Source organism: Rhizobium sp. GW821-FHT14E12 (assembly GCF_058803745.1).
In genome coordinates this window covers 255,021-273,668 of sequence record NZ_JBXAPH010000003.1, presented here as the reverse complement: position 1 = coordinate 273,668, position 18,648 = coordinate 255,021, and the positions used below count along the sequence as shown (strand labels likewise).

The window sequence follows — 18,648 nt, the reverse complement described above, 5'->3', positions numbered from 1 at the left end:
TAACTGTGCTAGCTTGCTCTAAGCATGTCACGCGCCGCCCGTTGAAAACGGCCATGGCCTTGCCGGCCATCAACAGATTTCCTGCGGCCTGGGATCCGGATGAACGGCAAACGGCGCTCCCTTCGTTTCGGAGACGCCGTCCGGCTTCGTTGAGACCGCAATTGGTCAGATGCGGAGATCAGGCACCCACATAAACCGAAATGACCGCCGCTATCTGGTCGGAACTCAGATATCCCATCTGCGATTTCATGAGAGCACCCAATTGCGCGCTCGACAGGCTCGCAATGTCCTGTGTCGACAATCCCGCCAAACCGGTTGAGCTGAGCGACGCGATATCGGCGGTCGAGAAGGTTGCCAGCTCCTGGGTGGTCAATGCCGCCACCTGTGCCGAAGTCAGCCCGGCGACCTGGCTCGGGGTCAAAGCCTCGGCCTGTTCCGTCGTCAGGGAGGCGATCACCCTCGTGCTCAATCCGGCAATCGCGCTGGAATTCAAGGCGACGATGAAATCGGTCGAAAACAGCGCGATGTCGTCCGTGTCCAGTGCGGCGAGCTGCAATGCGTTGAGGGCATTCACCTGCGTCGTCGACAAGGCCACGATCTGGTCGGTGCTCATGGCCGCCACCTGGTTGTAACTCAGCGAAGCGACTTGGCTCGTCGTCAAAATGGCGATCTGCGCGGTCGAGAGGGCGACAATAAAGTCCGTGGACAATCCCGGTATGGCGTTCGAGCTGATGGCGACGAGCTCGTCGGTCGAGAAGGTTCCCAGATCTTCCGTTGTCAGGCCCGCGGCGCCCGAAGAACTCAGCGCGGCAATCTGAGTGGTGGACAGCGCTTCGATCTGATCGATGCTCAACGCCTTGACCTGAGCGCTGCTGAGGCCCGCGACACTTGCCGTACCCAGGGCGGCGATTTCGGCCGTGGAAAGCGACGCGATGAAGTCCGTGGGCAACCCCTGTATGGCGCTTGAGCTGATCGCCGCAATATCGGCGGCCGAGAAGGTTGCCAAGTCGGCCGTGGTCAGGCCCGCAACGCCAGTCGACGTCAAGGCGGCAATCTGGATGGTGGAAAGAGCTTCAACCTGTTCGACGCTCAAGGCGCCGACCTGAGCGCTGCCCAGGCCAGCGACGCCGGCCGTGCTCAGGGCGGCAACCTGCGCGGTCGACAGAGCCGCGATATCGGCGGCGCTCAGGACGGCAACCTGCTTGGAACTGAGCGCACCGATCTGCGCCGTCGTCAGCGCCTCGACCTTGTCGGTATTCAGGGCAGCGATCTGCGCGGTGGTGAGGCCGGTAATGCCGGCCGTGCTCAGGGCAGCGATCTGCACGGTCGACAGGGCTGCTATGATGGCCGTGGACAGTCCCGATATGGCGCTCGCACTGATGGCTGCGATATCGGCGGTCGAAAACGCCACGACCTCGGCCGTCGTCAGGACGGCAATCTGCTTGGAACCAAGTGCGCCGATCTGCGCCGTCGTCAAGGCGTCGATCTGGTCGGAACTCAATACGGCGATCTGCGCCGTGGTGAGACCTGCAATGCCGGCCGTGCCTAGGGCAGCGATCTGCAAGGTCGATAGACCGGCTATCGTCTCCGTGGACAATCCCGATATGGCGGTCGAACTGATCGCCGCCATATCGGCGGTCGAGAAGGTGTCGAGATCGTCTGCCCCAAGGGCCACAATCTGCTTGGAACTGAGCGCGCCGACCTGGGTTGGGGTCAGGGCCTCGGCCTGGTTGGTACTCAATGCGACGATCTGGTCGGTGGTCAAGCCGGCGATCCCCGAGGTGCTCAGGGCCGCGATCTGCGCGGTCGACAGGCCCGCAATGCCGGCGGTAGTCAGGACGGCAATCTGCTTGGAACTAAGCGCGGCAATCTGGGCAGTCGTCAAGGCTTCAAGCTGGTCGGTGCTCAAGGCGGCAATCTGGTCGGTGGTCAGGCCCGCAATGCCGGCCGTTCCCAGTACCGCGATCTGGTCTGTGGAAAGCGCTGCTATCGTGCCCGTCGACAGTCCCTGTATGGCGCTCGAACTGATCGCCGCGATGTCGGCGGTCGAGAAGGTCTCGAGTTGGCCCGTCCCCAGGGCCGCAATCTGAGTCGAGCTCAGCACCGCGACCTGAGGCGTCGTCAGGGCTTCGGCCTGGTCGGTGCTCAAGGCGGCAATCTGCGCGGTGGTGAGACCTGCGATGCCGGCCGTGCTCAGGGCCGCGATCTGCGTGGTCGACAGAGCCGCAATGTCGGCGGTCGTCAAGGCGGCAATCTGCTTGGAACCAAGCGCGCCGACCTGGGCGGTCGTCAAGGCTTCAAGCTGGCCGGTGCTGAGAACCGCGATCTGTGTCGTGGAAAGGCCCGCGATACCGGCCGTGCCCAGAGCCGCGATCTGCGCCGTCGAAAAAGCCGCCAGCGTATCCGTGGACAATCCCGTTATGGCGCTCGAGCTGATCGCTGCAATATCAGCGGTCGAGAACGTCTCGAGTTGGTCCGCCCCCAGGGCCGCAATCTGGGTCGAGCTCAGTACCGCAACCTGCGTCGTTGTCAGTGCCTCGGCCTGGTCGGTGCTCAAGGCAGCAATCTGCGTCGAGCTCAGACCCGCGATACCAACCGTGCTCAGGGCCGCGATCTGCGCGGTCGAGAGGGTCGCGATGTCGGCGGTCGTCAAGGCTGCGACCTGCTTGGAACCAAGCGCGCCGATCTGGGCCGTCGACAGGGTCGCTGCCTGAGCTGTGCCCAGGGTAGCGATCTGCGCGGTGGTCAGGCCCGTAACACCGGACGTGCTGAGCGCGGCAATCTGCGCGGTGGTGAGGGACCCGACAGCAGCGGTGGTCAGGGCGGCGACTTGCGTCGAACCAAGGACCGCAACCTGTCTGGTCAGCAAGGCGTCGACCTGGCTGGTGGTCAGGGCGGCAATCTGTTTGGTGGAAAGACCGGCAACGCCGGCCGTACTCAAGGCCGCGATCTGCCCGGTCGAGAGAGCAGCCATGACAGCCGTGGACAATCCCGATACGGCGCTTGAGCCGATCGCCGCGATATCGGCGGTGGAGAATGTGGCTATGTCGTCCGTATCCAGCGCCGCAAGCTGCGTGGAACTGAGCGCCCCGACCTGGATCGTCGTCAATGCCTCGGCCTGTGCGGTGCTCAAGGCGACGATCTGCTTGGTGGAAAGGCCGGCAACGCCGGACGTGCTCAGCGCCGCGATCTGCGCGGTCGAGAGGGCTGCTATGACCGTCGTGGACAATCCCGATATCGCACTCGAACCGATGGCCGCGATGTCCTTGGTCGAGAAGGTCGCTATGTCTTCCGTATCCAGCGCCGCGAGCTGCGTAGAGTTGAGGGCCGCGATCTGCGCAGTGGTCAAGGCCTCCAGCTGGCCGGTGCTCAGAGCTACGATCTGGGCAGTCGAAAGCCCCGAAATGCCAGACGTGCTCAGCGCCGCGATCTGCGCGGTCGAGAGGCTTGCTATGACGGCGGTGGATAGTCCCGATATGACGCTCGAGCCGATGGCCGCGATGTCCTTGGTCGAGAAGGTCGCTATGTCCGCCGTGCTCAAAGCTCCAGCCTGTTTGGAACTAAGAGTTCCGACCTGAATGGTCGTCAATGCCTCGGCCTGTGCGGTGCTCAGAACGGCGATCTGTTTGGTGGAAAGGCCGGTGATGCCGGACGTGCTCAGGGCGGCGATCTGGGCGGTCGAAAGGGAGGCGAGAAGGCTCGTACTCAGGGCCGCGACCTGCGTCGAACTCAACGCCGCAACCTGTTTGGTCAGCAAGGCGTCGATTTGACCTGTGCTCAGGACATTGATCTGCTCGGTCGAGAGGCCTGAAATGCCGGACGTGCTCAAGGCCGCGATTTGATCCGTCGAGAGGGTCGCTATAGTGGCGGTGGACAATCCCGATATGGCGCTAGAGCTGATGGCCGCAATGTCCTTGGTCGAGAAGGTCGCCAGATCGTCTGTCTCTAGAGCGGCAATCTGGGTTGAGCTCAGCGCGGCGACCTGGGTCGTCGTCAAGGCTTCCGCCTGTGCGGTGCTGAGGGCGGCGATCTGGTCGGTGGTCAGGCCGGCGATGCCGGACGCACTCAGAGCGGCGACCTGTGCGGTGCTGAGGGCAGCGATAACGGCTGTACTCAAGACAGCAATCTGTGTCGAACTCAGCGCGGCAACCCGCGCGGTGGTAACGGCGGCGATTTGCGCGGTGCTGAGGGCGGCGATCTGGCTGGTCGTCAGACCCGCAACGCCGGACGCACTCAAGGCGGCGATCTGATCCGTCGAAAGGGCCGCGATAACGGCCGTGCTCAGACCCGACATGGCCTTGCTGGTGATCGCCGCGATATCGGCGGTCGAGAAGGTCGCGATGTCATCGGCGCCCAGAGCATTGATCTGGGTTGAGCTCAGCGCTGCGACCTGGGTCGTCGTCAGGGACTCGGCTTGCGCAGTGCTGAGGGCTGCGATCTGGCTGGTGGTCAGACCCGCGACACCGGACGCACTCAGGGCCGCAATCTGCACGGTAGAAAGAGATGCGATAATATCCGTGCCGAGGGCAGCGACTTGCGTTGAACTCAGGACGGCAATCTGCTTGGTGAGCAGAGTCGCAATTTGCCCGCTGCTGAGGGCGTCGATCTGTGTGGTGGTCAGGCCTGCGATGCCAGTCGTGCCGAGGGCCGCGAGCTGATCCGCGGAGAGAGCAGCAATGATCGCCGTACTCAGGCCCGGCATGGCTTTGCTGCTGATCGCCGCGATATCGGCGGTCGAGAAAGTGGCGATGTCATCCGTCTCAAGAGCGGCAATCTGGGTCGAGCTCAGCGCTGCGACCTGAGCTGTCGTCAAGGCCTCGGCCTGTGCCGTGCTCAGGGTATCGATCTGGTCGGTGGTGAGACCCGTGATGCCGGCCGTGCTCAAGGCCGCGATCTGCGCGGTGGAAAGGGATGCAACAACTTCCGTTTCCAGGGCGGCGACTTGCGCTGCGCGCAGCACTCCTACGCGAGCGGTGGTCAGGGCGGCAATTTGCACCGTGCTTAGCGAGGAGATCTGATCGGTGCTCAGACCGACGACGCCGGCCGAGCTCAAGGCTGCGATCTGCCCGGTCGAAAGAGCTGCGATGACAGCCGTGCTCAGGCCCGCTATGGCCTTGCCGGTGATCGCCGCGATATCGGCGGTCGAAAAAGTCGCTATGTCATCCGTCCCGAGCGCTGAAAGCTGCGTTGAACTCAGGGCTGCGGCCTGGATCGTCGTCAGGGCTTCAACCTGCGTTGTTTTCAGGGCGGTGACCTGGTCGGTGGTCAGGCCGGTAATGCCGGAAGTGCTGAGGGCCGCGATCTGTGCAGTGGATAGGGATGCGACAGCATTCGTGCCGAGGGCCGCGACCTGCGTCGAACTCAGCACCGCGACCTTTGCGGTGCTCAAAGCAGCAAGCTGACTGCTGCTCAGGGTCGCAATCTGACTGGTCGTCAGGCCAATGATGGCGCTCGTGCTGAGGGCGGCAATCTGCGCGGTGGAAAGTTCTGTGACAAGGCTCGTGCTCAAGCCCGATATGGCTTTACTGGTGATCGCCGCGATATCGGCGGTCGAGAAGGTGGCGATGTCATCCGTTCCCAGCGCGGAAAGCTGCGTTGAGCTGAGCACTGCCACCTGAGTCGTGGTCAAGGCCGCCGCTTGGCCGGTCGTCAGGGCTGCGATCTGGCTGGTCGTCAGACCGGCGATCGCGCTTGTGCTCAAAACCGCGATCTGACCTGTCGTCAGGGCTGCGATCTGGCTAGCGCTCAAACCAGACATGCCTTTGCTGGTGATCGCCGCGATATCATCGGTCGAGAAGGTGGCGATATCATCCGTCCCCAGCGCGGCGATCTGGGTCGAGCTCAGCACTTTCACCTGCGCGGTCGTCAAGGCCTCGGCCTGCGCCGTGCTCAGGGCATCGATCTGGCTGGTCGTCAGGCCTGCGATCGCGCTCGTGCCCAAGGCGGCAATCTGCGCGGTGGAAAGCACCGCGATATCGTTCGTCTCCATCACCGCGACTTGCGATGCCTTGAGGGCGCCGAGCTGGGTCGTCGTCAAGGCGGCAACCTGCGCCGTGCTCAGAGCGACGATCTGGGTCGTCGTCAGGCCCGCGACGATACGCGTGTTCAGCGCACTTACCTGATCCGTCGAGAGGGCGGCGATCTGGGCCGTCGTCAGGCCTGCAACCGTGCTCGTGTTCAGGGCCGCAATCTGATCCGTCGAGAGGGTTGCGATAGCGGCGGTGCTCAAGCCCGCTATGGCTTTGCTGTTGATCGCCGCCATGTCGGTGGTCGAGAAGGTCGCGATATCATCGGCTCCGAGAACGGCAATCTGGGTCGAAGTCAACACCTTCACCTGCGAGGAGGATAAGGCCTCGGCCTGCGCGGTGCTGAAAGCGGCGATCTGGTCGGTGGTCAGGCCGGTAATGCCAGCGGTGCTCAGAGCGGCAACCTGCGCTGTGGAAAGGGATGAGACAATATCCGTTCCCAGAACCGCAACCTGCTTGGAACTCAGCACGACGATCTGGGTCGTCTTCAATGCCTCGGCCTGCGCCGTGCTCAAGGAGGCAATCTGATCGGTCGCCAGACCCGCAATGCCGGCCTTGCTCAGAGCGGCAATCTGATCCGTCGAGAGGGCTGCGATAGCGGTCGTACCCAAACCCGCTATGGCCTTACTGGTGATCGCCGCGATATCGGCGGTCGAGAAGGTGGCGATATCATCCGTCCCGAACGCGGCAATCTGGGTCGAATTCAGCACCGCAACCTGGATCGTCGTCAGAGCCTCGGCCTGCGCGGTGCTCAGGGCATCGATCTGGCTGGTCGTCAGGCCCGTGATGGCGCTCGTACCCAGGGCCGCAACCTGCGCGGTGGACAGCGCCGCGATATCGTTGGTGCCCATGACCGCGACCTGCGATGCCTTGAGGGCACCAAGCTGGGTCGTCGTCAAGGCGGCAACCTGCTCTGTGCTCAAAGTGACGATCTGGCTGGTCGTCAGACCGGCGATTGCGGTTTTGCTGAGGGCCGCGATCTGTGTGGTGGAAAGCACCGCGATATCGCTCGTGCCCATGACCGCGACCTGGGATGCCTTGAGGGCACCGAGTTGGGTCGTCGTCAAGGCAGCAACCTGCTCTGTGCTCAGGGTCGCGATCTGACCGGTCGAAAGGCCAGCGATGGCGCTCGTGCTCAGGGCGGCAATCTGCTCCGTCGAGAGAGCTGCCAGAAGGCCCGTGCCCAGGCCCGCTATGGCTTTGCTGGTGATCGCCGCGATATCGTCGGTCGAGAAGGTGGCGATGTCATCCGTCCCCAGTGCCGCAATCTGGGTCGAGCTCAACACCTTTACCTGCGAGGAGGACAAGGCCTCGGCCTGCGCCGTGCTCAGGGCATTGATCTGACTGGTCGTCAAGCTCGCGACCGCAGTGGTGCTGAGAGCGGCAATCTGCGCGGCGGAAAGCGCTGTGATGCCTTTCGTGTCCATGATCGCGAGTTGTGCTGCCTTGAGAGCGGCGACCTGGGCTGTCGTCAAGGAGGCAATCTGCGCCGTGCTCAAGGCGGCGACCTGGGTGGTGGTCAGGCTCGCAATGCTGGACGTGCTCAGCGCAGCGATCTGCGCCGTCGAGAGAGTTGCAATGGAGGCAGTGGATAGACCTGATACCGCCTTATTGGTGATGGCCGCCATATCGCCGGTCGAGAAGGTGGCTATATCAGCCGCGCTTAACGCCGCGAGTTGCGATGAGCTAAGGACAGCGACTTGCGACGAGCTCAAGGCTTCCGCCTGATCCGTCGTCAGGGCGCTAATCTGCGTGGTGGTGATCGCCGCGATCTGCAGCGAGCTCAGGCTTTCGATGTCGGACGCCGTCAAAACCGCCAATTGATCCATGGTCAAACCAACAATGGCAGTTTGTGAAATGGCGCTTAGCTGCTGGGAGCTCAGGACTTCGACATCTTCCGTGTCCAACGCGGCGATCTGAGCCGACGAAAGCACATTGATCTGCTTTGTGGAAAGCGACGCCACGTCTTCCGTCGTCCAAGCCGCAACCGCTGCTGTGGAAAGCGACCTGATCTGACTGGTGCTCAGGGAGGAAACGATCGAAGTCATATGTGAGAACTCTTGCGTTAGCTAATACAAAAAAGTCCAGCACCTCGAAGGCTGGCACCGCCTGCTTGGCCAGACTCTGAAAGAACTAACGGTATTGAAATTCACCGTCCGGCAAAGGGCAGCATAGTCAAATTGGCTTGCCCGAACCTGTGGTTGACACGCTGTCGGTGGTTGGAGCGCCCACCGCCCTCTGCGGGGCGGCGCCACTTTTCGTTTAACATGGACGGAGTTGGACTTCGGGAAGACGTTCAGCCCAGCATTGCGGCGGCTGATTGCCATTCCCTCAAAAAGAGTTGATCAGATTGAAATTCCCTATGAACAGGGGGATGGCCAATGCAATGGCTTATGCGGCATTCTCCAACCGCCTTTCGCTGCAATCCCTTGTGCCCAGCGGATCACAACATCGGCGAGAAGAGCCCGCCAGCGATAGCCTCGACGCATTCGCCAAGCCATCGTGCCGGCGGCACTGTTTGGAGACGCATGATACCGAAACTCCCCCGACAGCTATGGCTGCTGGCCGCCATTGCCTTTGTGAATTTCCTCGGCTTCATGGTGACACCATTTCTGGTGCTCTACCTGACGAGTGCCATCGGGCTGTCCATTGAGACGGCGGGCATCATCCTCACCGTTTTTGGACTCGGCAGCATTTTAGGCGCATGGGCCGGAGGTCATGCCAGCGATCGGATGGGCTCGGAGAACGTCCTGATCCTGAGCTTTCTCGCCAGTGCCGCAGCCCTGTTTCTCATCCCTGCCCTCAGCGATAGCATGTCGATCGGTGCTGCTGTCGCGATCATGGCATTTGCAAATGGTGCGTTTCGGCCGGCCTATGACGCCTGCGTGGTTCGCCTGTGCCCGGAAGACGAGCGCTCGCAAGCCTATGCGATTTATGTCGTGGCGATCAATGTCGGCGCTGGCTTGGCCGCCGCGATGGCGGGGCATTTATATGCACGTCAACCAAGCCTGATATTCTTCATCGATGGCCTTACGTCTGTCGTCGCGGCGATTGCCGTGTTTGTTTTCTTGGACAGGTCGGCACCGCATCATGCCGCTCCCGCGGCGAAGGCGGATGCACCGAAGCCTGCGGGACTGCCCTACAGAAATATGGAATTCATCCTCCTCTGCCTGGCCGCCTGCGTGCTCGACATGGTGGGGCGTCAGACCTCTTCCACCCTGCCTCTTTTCGTGACGTCCCATTACGGCATGGCACCGGAGGAATATGGGAACCTGCTGACATTGGGACATTTCGTTTTCGCAGCCGCCATACTGCCGGTGAGCCGCTGGGCCAAATCGAAAAACCACATGACCGTTGTGCTTGTCGGGATGATGATCGTAGCAATCAGCTTCGGGGCGCTGCCTCTCGGCGGGAGCGTGGCCGCTCTGGTCATTCTCTACCTGCTGCTGACATCAGGACAGCTGATGTTCTATCCCGCCGTCATGGCCATGGTGATGGGACAGGCCGCGCGCAGCGGCGGCAAAAGCGGCGCCTATATGAGTTTCTACCGTACGGCTCAGGCCGCCGCCGGCATTGTGGCACCGACCATCGGCACCTTTATCTATGTTCAATTCAGCCCAACATCATTGTGGTTGGGCTGCTCCGTCATCACAGTGCTATGCGCGATCCTGCTTGCCATGCGGCTGACGCTTCGCGTCTCACCGGATCGCGAGGCGCTCGAACCCTAGATCGAGGTAGAGAGTGTCTTAAGACGGCTGCAGCGAAGCATTGAGCGACAGGAGCAGCTGTCTCTTCGCAACCTCGAAGGCCTCCGATGCGCGATCTCGTTTTCTTGGCAGGTCGATGTTGATCTCATCGAGAATGCGGCCCGGCCATGGCCGCATGACGATGATCCGGTCGGCGAGAACAAGGGCCTCGTCGATATCGTGAGTCACGAGAATGAGTGTGGGGCGGGTCTCGGACCATATGTCGAGCAGGTGATCCTGCAGATCAGCACGCGTGAAGGCATCCAAAGCTGAGAATGGCTCATCCAGAAGCAGCACCTCCGGCCGGGTGACCAGCGCGCGCGCAATCGCCACTCTCTGGGCCTGGCCACCTGAGAGCTCCTTCGGCCAGCGGTGACCGAGTTCCGCAAGGCCGACTTTTTTCAAAGCGGCCTCGACCCGATGACGGCGATCATCATCGTCGAGTTCGGCAAGTCCGAAGCCGACATTATTGGCAACGCTCAGCCAGGGCAGAAGACGGGGCTCCTGAAAAATGAGATTGATCAGTGGATGCGGTTTGACGACCGGCTCGCCGTTCAGCTCGACCGTTCCGCGCGTGGGCGTTTCGAGACCGCTGATCAGCCGCAATAATGTACTCTTGCCGCATCCCGATCCGCCGATGACGGCGACGATCTCGCCCGGCGCCAGGTCGAGCGAGAAGCCTTCAAGTGCGCGAACGCCATTCGCATAGGTCTTTCCCAGATGTCGCAGCGTCAGCATCGGCTCATCCCTCCCGCCTGTAGCTGTCCTGCCATGTCAGGAAAGGCGCCGTCACGGCCAGTAGCAGACTGTCCGTCAACTTGCCGATGACCGCGAAGGTGATGATGGCGGCCATGATCTGGTCTGGCTTGCCCATCTGCTGACCATCGACGAGAAGATAGCCCAGCCCCTCCGAAGCCCCCATGAATTCGGCAGCAACGACGAACATCCAGCCGAGACCAAGACCGGATCGCAACGAGGTCACATAGGCGGGAAAGACCGCAGGCAGCATGACCCGCCGCACCAGCGCAAAGCCGGAGAGCCGGAAAATCCGCCCGACCTCGACGATCTTGCGATCGACCGAAAGAATGGCGCCCGACACGCCGAGATAGACCGGAAAGAAGACGCCGACGGCGATCAGCGCGACTTTCGAGGCTTCGAAAATCCCGAACCAGAGAATGAACAGGGGCACCCAGGCGATTGACGGGATGGAACGAAGCGCCTGCAGCGACGGATCGATCAGCCGGCGTGCTAGCCCGAAATATCCGGTCACGGCTCCCGCAATCGTTGCCGTGACGGCGCCGATGATAAATCCGAAGAATACCCTGACGGTGGTGATGCCGATGTGGGTGAACAGTTCACCGGACTTCGAAAGCGCCCACAGAGTTGCCGCAACTCTCGACGGTGGCGGCATGAGCCGGCCGGAAAACCATCCGGCCGCAACCGCCACTTCCCAGAACAGCAACCCGAGGGCCGGCAGGATGATGGCGACTGTCACTTTGCCGCCTATTCCATAAAACGCAGACGCCGCGATTGAACGCGACGCCTTTGTTTCCGTGTCGATGCCGGTCCCGGCCAAATCCGCCATGGCGTTGCCTTTGGTCTTTACTGCGTTTTCCCGACGGCGAAGCGATCGTCGATCAACTCGTTCGTGACTTTCTGGATGTCGACATCAGCCGGAAGAACACCGGCACTCTGCAAGGCAATGCCGGCTTTCGAGATCGTGTCGCGCTGCTGATCGCCGATCGTCGACTGGGAGATGTCCGTGCGCTCGAGCTGCTTGGCGATTACGTCGTCCGGCAGCTTGGCAGCCTCTACCAGCGCCGCTTTCAACGCGGCGGGATTGGCGATCGCATCAGCCCGCGCCTGCTCATAGACGGCAATAACGCGCTTGACGATATCGGGATGTTCGGTGGCGAAAGTCTCGGTGGTGTTGAGCACGCCCCATGTGTTGTTTTCCGGCTTGCGATAGAAGAGCTTCGCCTTGTCCTCCACCTCGGCAGCAGCCATCAGCGGATCGAGGCCCGCCCATGCATCGACGTCACCGCGTAGAAGCGCGAGCTTGCCGTCGGCATGCTGCAACAGAACCAGCTTCACATCCGTCTGCTTCAGCCCCGCATCCGCCAGGGCACGGACGAGAAAGATGTGCGGATCGGTCCCACGGGTGACCGCGATCGTTTTGCCCTTGAGATCCTGGACGGTGGAAATCGGACTATCGGCTCGGGTGACAAGGGCTGTCCATTCGGGGCGCGAGAAGACATAGATCGATTTGATCGGGTTGCCGTTGACCCGGGCGATCAACGCCGCGGCACCCGCAGTCGAACCGAAATCGATCGAGCCAGCATTCAGGAATTCCAGCGCCTTGTTCGAGCCCGCGGACTGCACCCACCGGATGCTGATATTGTCCTTGGCGAACTCCTTTTCGAGCAGGCCTTCCTTTTTCAGAAGAAGCCCGACGGGATTGTAAGTCGCCCAGTCTATCCTGATTTCCGAAAGATCAGCCGCCTGTGCCGAGGCCAACCCGAAACTCAAAGCCGCCACAACACCAATCATCGCCGAACGAAACACGCCCATATCCATCCCCTCTTCCTGGCCGTAGCCATCGACACTTTGGGAGTACCCTACGGGTATCTGCGCAGGGGCGTGAAAGCCGGAATGTCTATTTCTATAGAATTTATAGGAATATTTTTCTCAATCGAGGCTATGTGGTTGATCGGCCTTCCATCGAATATTGCAAGCACCTTGCATCTGAAGCCGAATTTGGGTAAATTTGGATCAGATATTTACTTCCTTTTCGACCTTGTTTTCGAAAATCACCGGTCGCTAACCATTTGAAGTTCCGCCATAAGTTTTTCGAGCGGAAGCAAAAGCGGCGCTAATTTCCACTATGGCTACGATTGAAGAGAGGCCCCCACCGTCATTGGCTGGTATCTAGCATCCATCGTGACGGGTTTTTGAGCCGGATTATGCTTATTCTCCGAGAGACAAGTGGCCCCATATGCATGGATATTCCTGTTTCGACGAGCGGTGGTTGCCCCTCGTGGATGCGAAACTGGGAGGTGAAAGGAGGGCGCCAGATTGGCTTCACCGCAATCTTTGATCTCTTCGATGATGATCATCAGGATGCCTTCCTCGCCTCAGCGTCACGACCCCGCATCTGCGCCATCAGCATTGGCCCAAGGGAAAACTCGCCTCGACGCGCCCTTGAGGTGAGATTGCGCAGGTAACCACCGGCTGAGCTGATGTGCTGCGCTTTTTCGAGGAGGCAGGCCATGATGATAGCCGTGCTTTCCGGCCCCATGGTATCGCAAGCATCCTGATAGGCGCTGGATGTGACGCCGAGCATGGTTCGAACAACGACGGCTGCCGTCATCAGTTCTCGCCAGCTGCCAATCGTGCCGGAAGGGCCGTAATTGGTAATTTCTGGGCAAGCTCGCAGCACGGTGGTCAGGGGAAAGGCGTTGATCGGCTGTTGCGAGAGCTTGCTGGTCTGCTCGGCCGGCTGGTCTGGTTTTACGGATGTTGCGGTTTGAGGGCTCGCTTCAGATTCTATTTGGGATTCGGTATTTGAATTCTGTATATGCCGGTCATTTTGAACATCATTGGCAACTGATTTTTCGGAAATCAGCTGTGTTTCCAGAAGGTTGATGATCTCACTGCGCAACATTTCCATTTCTTCGGCAATGGGAGCGATATCCGGGGCCGTTGGCGTGCGCGGTAGAGTGTTGACGAGGCTGAGGTAATGTCTCTCGATCGCCTGCCAGTCACCAGGAACGCCTTCCTCGATCGCGGCGCCAATCAGCTTGCGAACATCGCGGCGGCAAATGGTGAGCTGCTCCTTGGCCTGTCGGAGATGTTTTCTCTCGACGGCAATCTGCTGCGCCAGATCCGCAAGCTCCTCGGAACGGGCAAGCAGCGGTGCCAGATTGAAACCATAGGCGTCCTCGACAGCCCCTGCCCCATCCTTGCGGGCAAAACGCTTGCCGTTCGGGCTATCCTTGCGAAGGATCAGGCCAGCCTCGACCAAAGCAGCCAGATGCCGCCGCAATGTCGTTCCGGTAATGCCGTGGGCTCGAACGGTAAGCTGATTGTTGGACGGAAAGACCACCAGTCCAGCGTCCTCGCTGAGTTCCTTCTCGGGATAGAAGGTCAGAAGAGCATTCAGAACCGCCAGCGTGCGATCTGAAATGTTCAGCAGGGGTCTTGCTTCGCAGACATCGCGAAACACCCGCCATTTATCGACAGTTTTGCCTTGTCGGATCGACGTTGCCTTGATCTGATTTCTCATCAAGGCAAGCGACATCGACCGCCGCCCGAAGGGCGTCGTGATATGCATCTCCATTTCCTTCACCTTTCAACAGGCAAAAGAAAGCCGCTCACCAAAAACGGTGCCAAAGACTCTTGACTATGATTCGCGGAAATGTGATTCTCGTATTGCTACATACTGAGAAGGGCTTCCGCTACGGCAACGTTCGGGGGCCTTTTTCTTTTGCTATTCAGTCTCCTGTTACAGCTTGGTCTTGTTCTGCGCGGTCTGTGGAGATTGATCGAGATATTCCTCGTGCAATCCCTCCATTCGACGCAGCAGGTAATTCACGAAATCGTCCGGGACGGCTTTCGTGAAGGTAAGCTTGGTTCCCGCCTTGGCGTAGTTCACGACAGCAAGGGTCATTCCCTTCGAAACGACCTCCTGGGCGCGATCCGCAGGGGCTGTGGGGGCATTCTCGGCCTTGGAAACGGCATTCAACACGGCCGCGAACCTGTCATCGCTGGATAGCGACTGAACCGTCAGCTCTTCCAGCACCCGGTCCGTGACGGTTTGGGCTTTGGCATTGGCGCTCCAGCGTTCGGCCAGCTGTGCCCAGCGCCGGCGGCCGGTCTCGGGAGCAGCGCCGATGCGCGTCAGGACCGCTTTCGGGAAAACCTTGGCGATCTGCAGCATTTCGGAAACATGCGACTTGCCGGTCGCGAGCGATGAGCAGATCACTTCGCGCTTGAAGCCGGCCTCTTCCTGGCTGAGAGCGAAAACGCATTTTTCAATGAAGGACAGGTCGTCGCGATTGGCGTTTTCTTCGCCCTGGATGACGATTGCCTGCTCATCCGTGAGATCGCGAACGATGGCGCGGAATTTGATGCCAAGAAGCTTTGCAGCGGCAAGGCGGCGGCGTCCGAAAACGATCTGAAACCGGCTGCCCTCGCCCGGCATGGGCCGAACGAGACCGGGCGTCGTTTGCCCGTGCTCACGCATAGACTGCACGAGATCCTGCAGCCTGTCGGCGTCATAGGCTCCGTCAAATCGATCCCGGATGGATGACGGCAAAACCGCGTCCACGTCGAGCTGGATGATATGATCGGCACCCTGCAGCAGCTTGTCGGCAAGCTCGCCGCGCTCCTGCAACTGCCGAACGCCGGCCGCTACCTTCAGAAGATGCGGTGATGGCGATGTCGTTGCTGTGGGCACGGATGGAGTGTCCTGGCCGAGACCGACCAGGACATTGGCAAACATGCCCTTGGAATCTTTCCTGCTCATTCGCGTCCCCATGCTCTCGAAAGAAGCTCTTCGATTTCGGCATTCGCCGCATTGATCGACTCAATCGCCCTGTCATAGGTTTTCGGGGCGGAAAATCTCGACCGCTGCACCTCGTAAAGGCTCTGTTTCCAGGTCAAGGCATCGGCAACGGCGGTCGATTTGATCACGGAGTTAAGCAAAAGGTCCTCACCGAAGACCTGCCGCATCAGCGCCGTCATATTGGCCTGCGGATGATCGTTCGGTTCGAACTTGGTGATCAGGAACTTAGCGAAATCCCACTGGGCGGACGTGCCGACCTGTTCGAGGATCTGCATGTAGGATCCGGCGAGTTCGAGGAACTTTGCCGTGGAATCCACATCGAGCATATGTGCCGGAACCGGTATCAGGACGCCGGTTGCCGCGGTCAGCGACGATAGCGTTAGGAAGTTCAGCGACGGCGCCGAATCCATCAGAATGATGTCGTAGCGATCAGCCACCTGCTCCAGTGCTTGCGATACGCGCAAGAGGAAGCTCGTGCCGCCGGACTTGCGCATTTCCAGCGCAACGGCGGTTTCGAACTCCGTCAATTCCAGGCCGGCGCAGATGACATCGAAGCCGGCGATGTGGGTCTGATGAATGACCTGTTCGGTCGGGATCGGATCTTCGAAGCGGATGGCGGAATAAAGCGTATCGCCGTTACGATAGTCGAAGTCCGGCAGACTGCCATGCAGGCTGGTCAGCGATGCCTGGGGGTCGAGGTCAACGGCCAGCACGCGATATCCTCTCAAGGCCAGGTAATGGCCGAGATGGATCGTGGTGGAGGTCTTGCTGGAGCCGCCCTTGAAATTGGTGATTGCCAGGATCTGGCATTGCTCCTCGCCTACCCTGCGCGGGTTCATCCATTTCTTGCGGCCGTTCTGCGCCAGATGCATGCGCAACTCGAGGATTTGCTCGAGCGTATAGAGGCGCCGTCCATTGGCAACCTCCGGCGTCGGCCCTTGCTCTTTCAATGAAACCTGCCTGATATAGGCCTCGGTGACGTTAAGCAGTGCTGCAACCTCCGGGGAGGTGAACTTGCGCATGGTGCGACGGGCATGGGGGGGAAACTGGGCTACGCTAAGATTGCCCAATGCGGTATCCAGCTTCGCAGAGAATGTCTGCATGAAGGCGAGGCTGCTCAGATGTCGGGTCATGGTTTTCTCCCATTTTTGGCCACGTTACTAAGCGCCTTTATGGTTGGGTTTTTGTGACTGGTCTCTTTATTTACGCGGAATGGCGGTACTACCGGCATTTTCCGTAGATAAGAAGTACTCCGATTCTATGATTCGGGGCAACCGGGTCTAAAATGGCGTTCCCCGCGGGGAACTTTCGGTCTGTCGCTGTCAATTGTGCGTCATCGAAAACGAGTTCCCCGCGGGGAACGCTGGTCGATATTGGCATCTTCGGCGGTTGGAGCGCAAACGGTGATCACGGCATCCGTTAGCATTTATGCCGGGCGGCGTTCGTCAGGCGGGTGGTCGCTGCGAATTGGTTTTGCAGTGCGGTCTCCCGCTCCGCGAGGCCCGACCTGTCGATGTCGAGATGATGTTCCGTTTCTCCCTGATCGTCACGGCCCTCAATGCCAGTGTCGTGGGATTGATCTTCGGCGCGTGAATCGTAGTTGAAGGATCGCTTGCACTCTATTGTATCTGCGCTTGAGACTCGCATTGCCATTTAAAACTGTCCGATCGGGACGCATGGCGGAAGCGCGGGGAGGTTTCCCCGCCAGGCAGCGTCATGCTTTTTGGAGAAAGATCAATGTCCGAAGACATCAACCGCCCTCGCCGCCACTTCTTAGGTATCGCCGCCGTCGCACTCGCTGCCAATCAACTGGCTATGCCCGGTTCTGCCGTGGCGCAGTCCAATGAGACAAAGGCGGCGGTCAAATCCGGAGGCGGCGCGTCGTTCGCCTCTCTGAAGCAGATTGACGCCGGCGAGTTGACGGTCGGATATGCGGAGGCCGGCCCTGCCGATGGCGCTCCGGTCATTCTGTTGCATGGCTGGCCCTATGACATCCACAGCTTCGTCGATGTTGCTCCGCTGCTCGCAGCACGAGGCTACCGCGTGATCGTTCCCTATCTGCGTGGCTACGGGACGACAGGTTTTCTATCGAGCGAGACTGAACGCAACGGTCAGCAGTCGGTCGTGGCTGTCGATATCCTCGCCTTGATGGATGCGCTGAAGATTCGGAAGGCGATCCTCGGCGGCTTTGACTGGGGTGCGCGCACGGCCAATATTCTGGCGGCGCTCTGGCCCGAGCGTTGCAAGGCGCTGGTCTCCGTCAGCGGCTATCTGATCGGCAGTCAGGAAGCCAACAGGATGCCGCTGCCGCCGAAGGCCGAGCTTCAATGGTGGTACCAGTATTATTTCGCCACCGAGCGCGGGCAGGAGGGCTACGACAAATACCGGCGCGATTTTGCTAAGCTGATCTGGCAGATTGCCTCTCCGAAGTGGAACTTCGATGACACACAGTTTGATCGCAGCGCAGCGGCCTTCGACAATCCGGATCATGTCGCCGTCGTTATCGACAATTACCGCTGGCGGCTGGGGCTGGTGAAAGGCGAGCCGCAATATGATGATCTGGAGAAGCGCCTGGCAATGGCCCCGGTGATCAGCGTGCCCACAATCACTCTGGAAGGTGACGCCAACGGCGCGCCGCATCTGGATCCCGCATCCTACCGCAGCAAGTTTTCCGGCAAGTATGCACACCGGACGATCGACGGCGGTATCGGTCACAATCTGCCGCAGGAAGCACCGCAGGCCTTCGCGCAGGCAATCATCGACGTCGACGGCTTGTGAGCTTCTAAGGGGATCGATGGGCAATGGCAGAGAATGCCAATGCTCATCCGTTTCCATCGGCGCGACGAAGACGGCTCGGCAATGAGGTTCATGTCGTGCCGATGCCGGCATGTTTGTTTGGTAGAGGAAATTTCGATTTGGCGTGGCGCGGGGAGTTCGTATCTCTTGGCACGGATCCATTGGTCCCGACACGCGACCTGTGAGCAATATTGAGATTGCTGCATCATTCCACACGGGGAAGGGGAGGTGACGACCGTTGATTCCGGTCGGCTGTGAGCGGCGCCTGGATGGGATCGGATCTTTGAGTCTTCGGTTGGCGCTAGGCCATCGTTTCATCCAAAGGCAATAGACGAACGGCTCCGTTCGCGACGACATGAATGATAAGCCCGATTTCCACCAATGAGGGCTTTCCGGCAACCGGGCCGCCAGTCCGGAGCCGGTGGCGTTCAATCGGTCGATGCCGTCTTCCGCTGGTTCGGTGATTACCAGCTGCGTCTCGTTCGCGGATTCGGCGCCGAGGCCAAATCCGAAC

9 protein-coding genes are annotated in these 18,648 nt (G+C 60.2%); 2 read left to right on the top strand and 7 right to left on the bottom strand.

Features of this window, described 5'->3' with window-relative positions:
• Positions 1–178: 178 nt before the first annotated feature.
• A complete protein-coding gene (locus tag AC1RO0_RS14580) occupies positions 179–8,074 on the bottom strand; it encodes a beta strand repeat-containing protein (RefSeq protein ID WP_498593606.1) in 7,896 nt (2,631 codons plus the stop codon).
• Between the two features lie 480 nt (positions 8,075–8,554).
• Here AC1RO0_RS14580 and AC1RO0_RS14575 point away from each other — a divergent pair, with 480 nt between their 5' ends.
• On the top strand, positions 8,555–9,754 hold the full coding sequence (locus tag AC1RO0_RS14575) for an MFS transporter (RefSeq protein ID WP_498593605.1): 1,200 nt from the start codon (positions 8,555–8,557) through the stop codon (positions 9,752–9,754).
• An 18-nt stretch (positions 9,755–9,772) separates the two neighbouring features.
• On the opposite strand, the gene AC1RO0_RS14570 is transcribed toward AC1RO0_RS14575, so the two are convergent.
• The 6 genes from AC1RO0_RS14570 to repA all read right to left on the bottom strand — a co-directional run bounded on the left by AC1RO0_RS14570 (position 9,773) and on the right by repA (position 16,471).
• A complete protein-coding gene (locus AC1RO0_RS14570) occupies positions 9,773–10,510 on the bottom strand; it encodes an ABC transporter ATP-binding protein (RefSeq protein WP_498593604.1) in 738 nt (245 codons plus the stop codon).
• A 4-nt stretch (positions 10,511–10,514) separates the two neighbouring features.
• Positions 10,515–11,357 carry an ABC transporter permease gene (locus AC1RO0_RS14565; protein WP_498593603.1) on the bottom strand — a complete coding sequence of 281 codons (843 nt, stop codon included), beginning with the start codon at positions 11,355–11,357 and terminating at the stop codon, positions 10,515–10,517.
• Between the two features lie 17 nt (positions 11,358–11,374).
• A complete protein-coding gene (locus AC1RO0_RS14560; protein ID WP_498593602.1) occupies positions 11,375–12,343 on the bottom strand; it encodes an aliphatic sulfonate ABC transporter substrate-binding protein in 969 nt (322 codons plus the stop codon).
• A gap of 544 nt (positions 12,344–12,887) precedes the next feature.
• Complete coding sequence (gene repC / locus AC1RO0_RS14555) at positions 12,888–14,105, bottom strand: plasmid replication protein RepC (protein ID WP_498593601.1); 1,218 nt, start codon at positions 14,103–14,105, stop codon at positions 12,888–12,890.
• A 171-nt stretch (positions 14,106–14,276) separates the two neighbouring features.
• Positions 14,277–15,299 (bottom strand): plasmid partitioning protein RepB, encoded by a 1,023-nt coding sequence (gene repB, locus AC1RO0_RS14550; protein ID WP_498593600.1) that lies wholly within the window; start codon positions 15,297–15,299, stop codon positions 14,277–14,279.
• Positions 15,296–16,471: a plasmid partitioning protein RepA gene (gene repA, locus AC1RO0_RS14545; RefSeq protein ID WP_498593599.1), complete on the bottom strand. Its 1,176-nt coding sequence runs from the start codon at positions 16,469–16,471 to the stop codon at positions 15,296–15,298. Before repA ends, repB begins: the two co-directional genes overlap by 4 nt.
• A 604-nt stretch (positions 16,472–17,075) precedes the next feature.
• Between repA and AC1RO0_RS14540 the strand changes: the two genes are divergently transcribed.
• Positions 17,076–18,116, top strand: a complete 1,041-nt coding sequence (locus AC1RO0_RS14540) for an alpha/beta fold hydrolase (RefSeq protein ID WP_498593598.1) — start codon at positions 17,076–17,078, stop codon at positions 18,114–18,116.
• The last annotated feature ends 532 nt before the right edge of the window (positions 18,117–18,648 follow it).

Bases quoted from the DNA above. Each gene is read 5' to 3' on its own strand.
- repC (WP_498593601.1), bottom strand. From the start codon at position 14,105: ATGCATATCACGACGCCCTTCGGGCGGCGGTCGATGTCGCTTGCCTTG.
- AC1RO0_RS14540 (WP_498593598.1), top strand. From the start codon at position 17,076: ATGTCCGAAGACATCAACCGCCCTCGCCGCCACTTCTTAGGTATCGCC.
- AC1RO0_RS14580 (WP_498593606.1), bottom strand. From the start codon at position 8,074: ATGACTTCGATCGTTTCCTCCCTGAGCACCAGTCAGATCAGGTCGCTT.
- repA (WP_498593599.1), bottom strand. From the start codon at position 16,471: ATGACCCGACATCTGAGCAGCCTCGCCTTCATGCAGACATTCTCTGCG.
- AC1RO0_RS14575 (WP_498593605.1), top strand. From the start codon at position 8,555: ATGATACCGAAACTCCCCCGACAGCTATGGCTGCTGGCCGCCATTGCC.
- AC1RO0_RS14565 (WP_498593603.1), bottom strand. From the start codon at position 11,357: ATGGCGGATTTGGCCGGGACCGGCATCGACACGGAAACAAAGGCGTCG.
- AC1RO0_RS14560 (WP_498593602.1), bottom strand. From the start codon at position 12,343: ATGGGCGTGTTTCGTTCGGCGATGATTGGTGTTGTGGCGGCTTTGAGT.
- AC1RO0_RS14570 (WP_498593604.1), bottom strand. From the start codon at position 10,510: ATGCTGACGCTGCGACATCTGGGAAAGACCTATGCGAATGGCGTTCGC.
- repB (WP_498593600.1), bottom strand. From the start codon at position 15,299: ATGAGCAGGAAAGATTCCAAGGGCATGTTTGCCAATGTCCTGGTCGGT.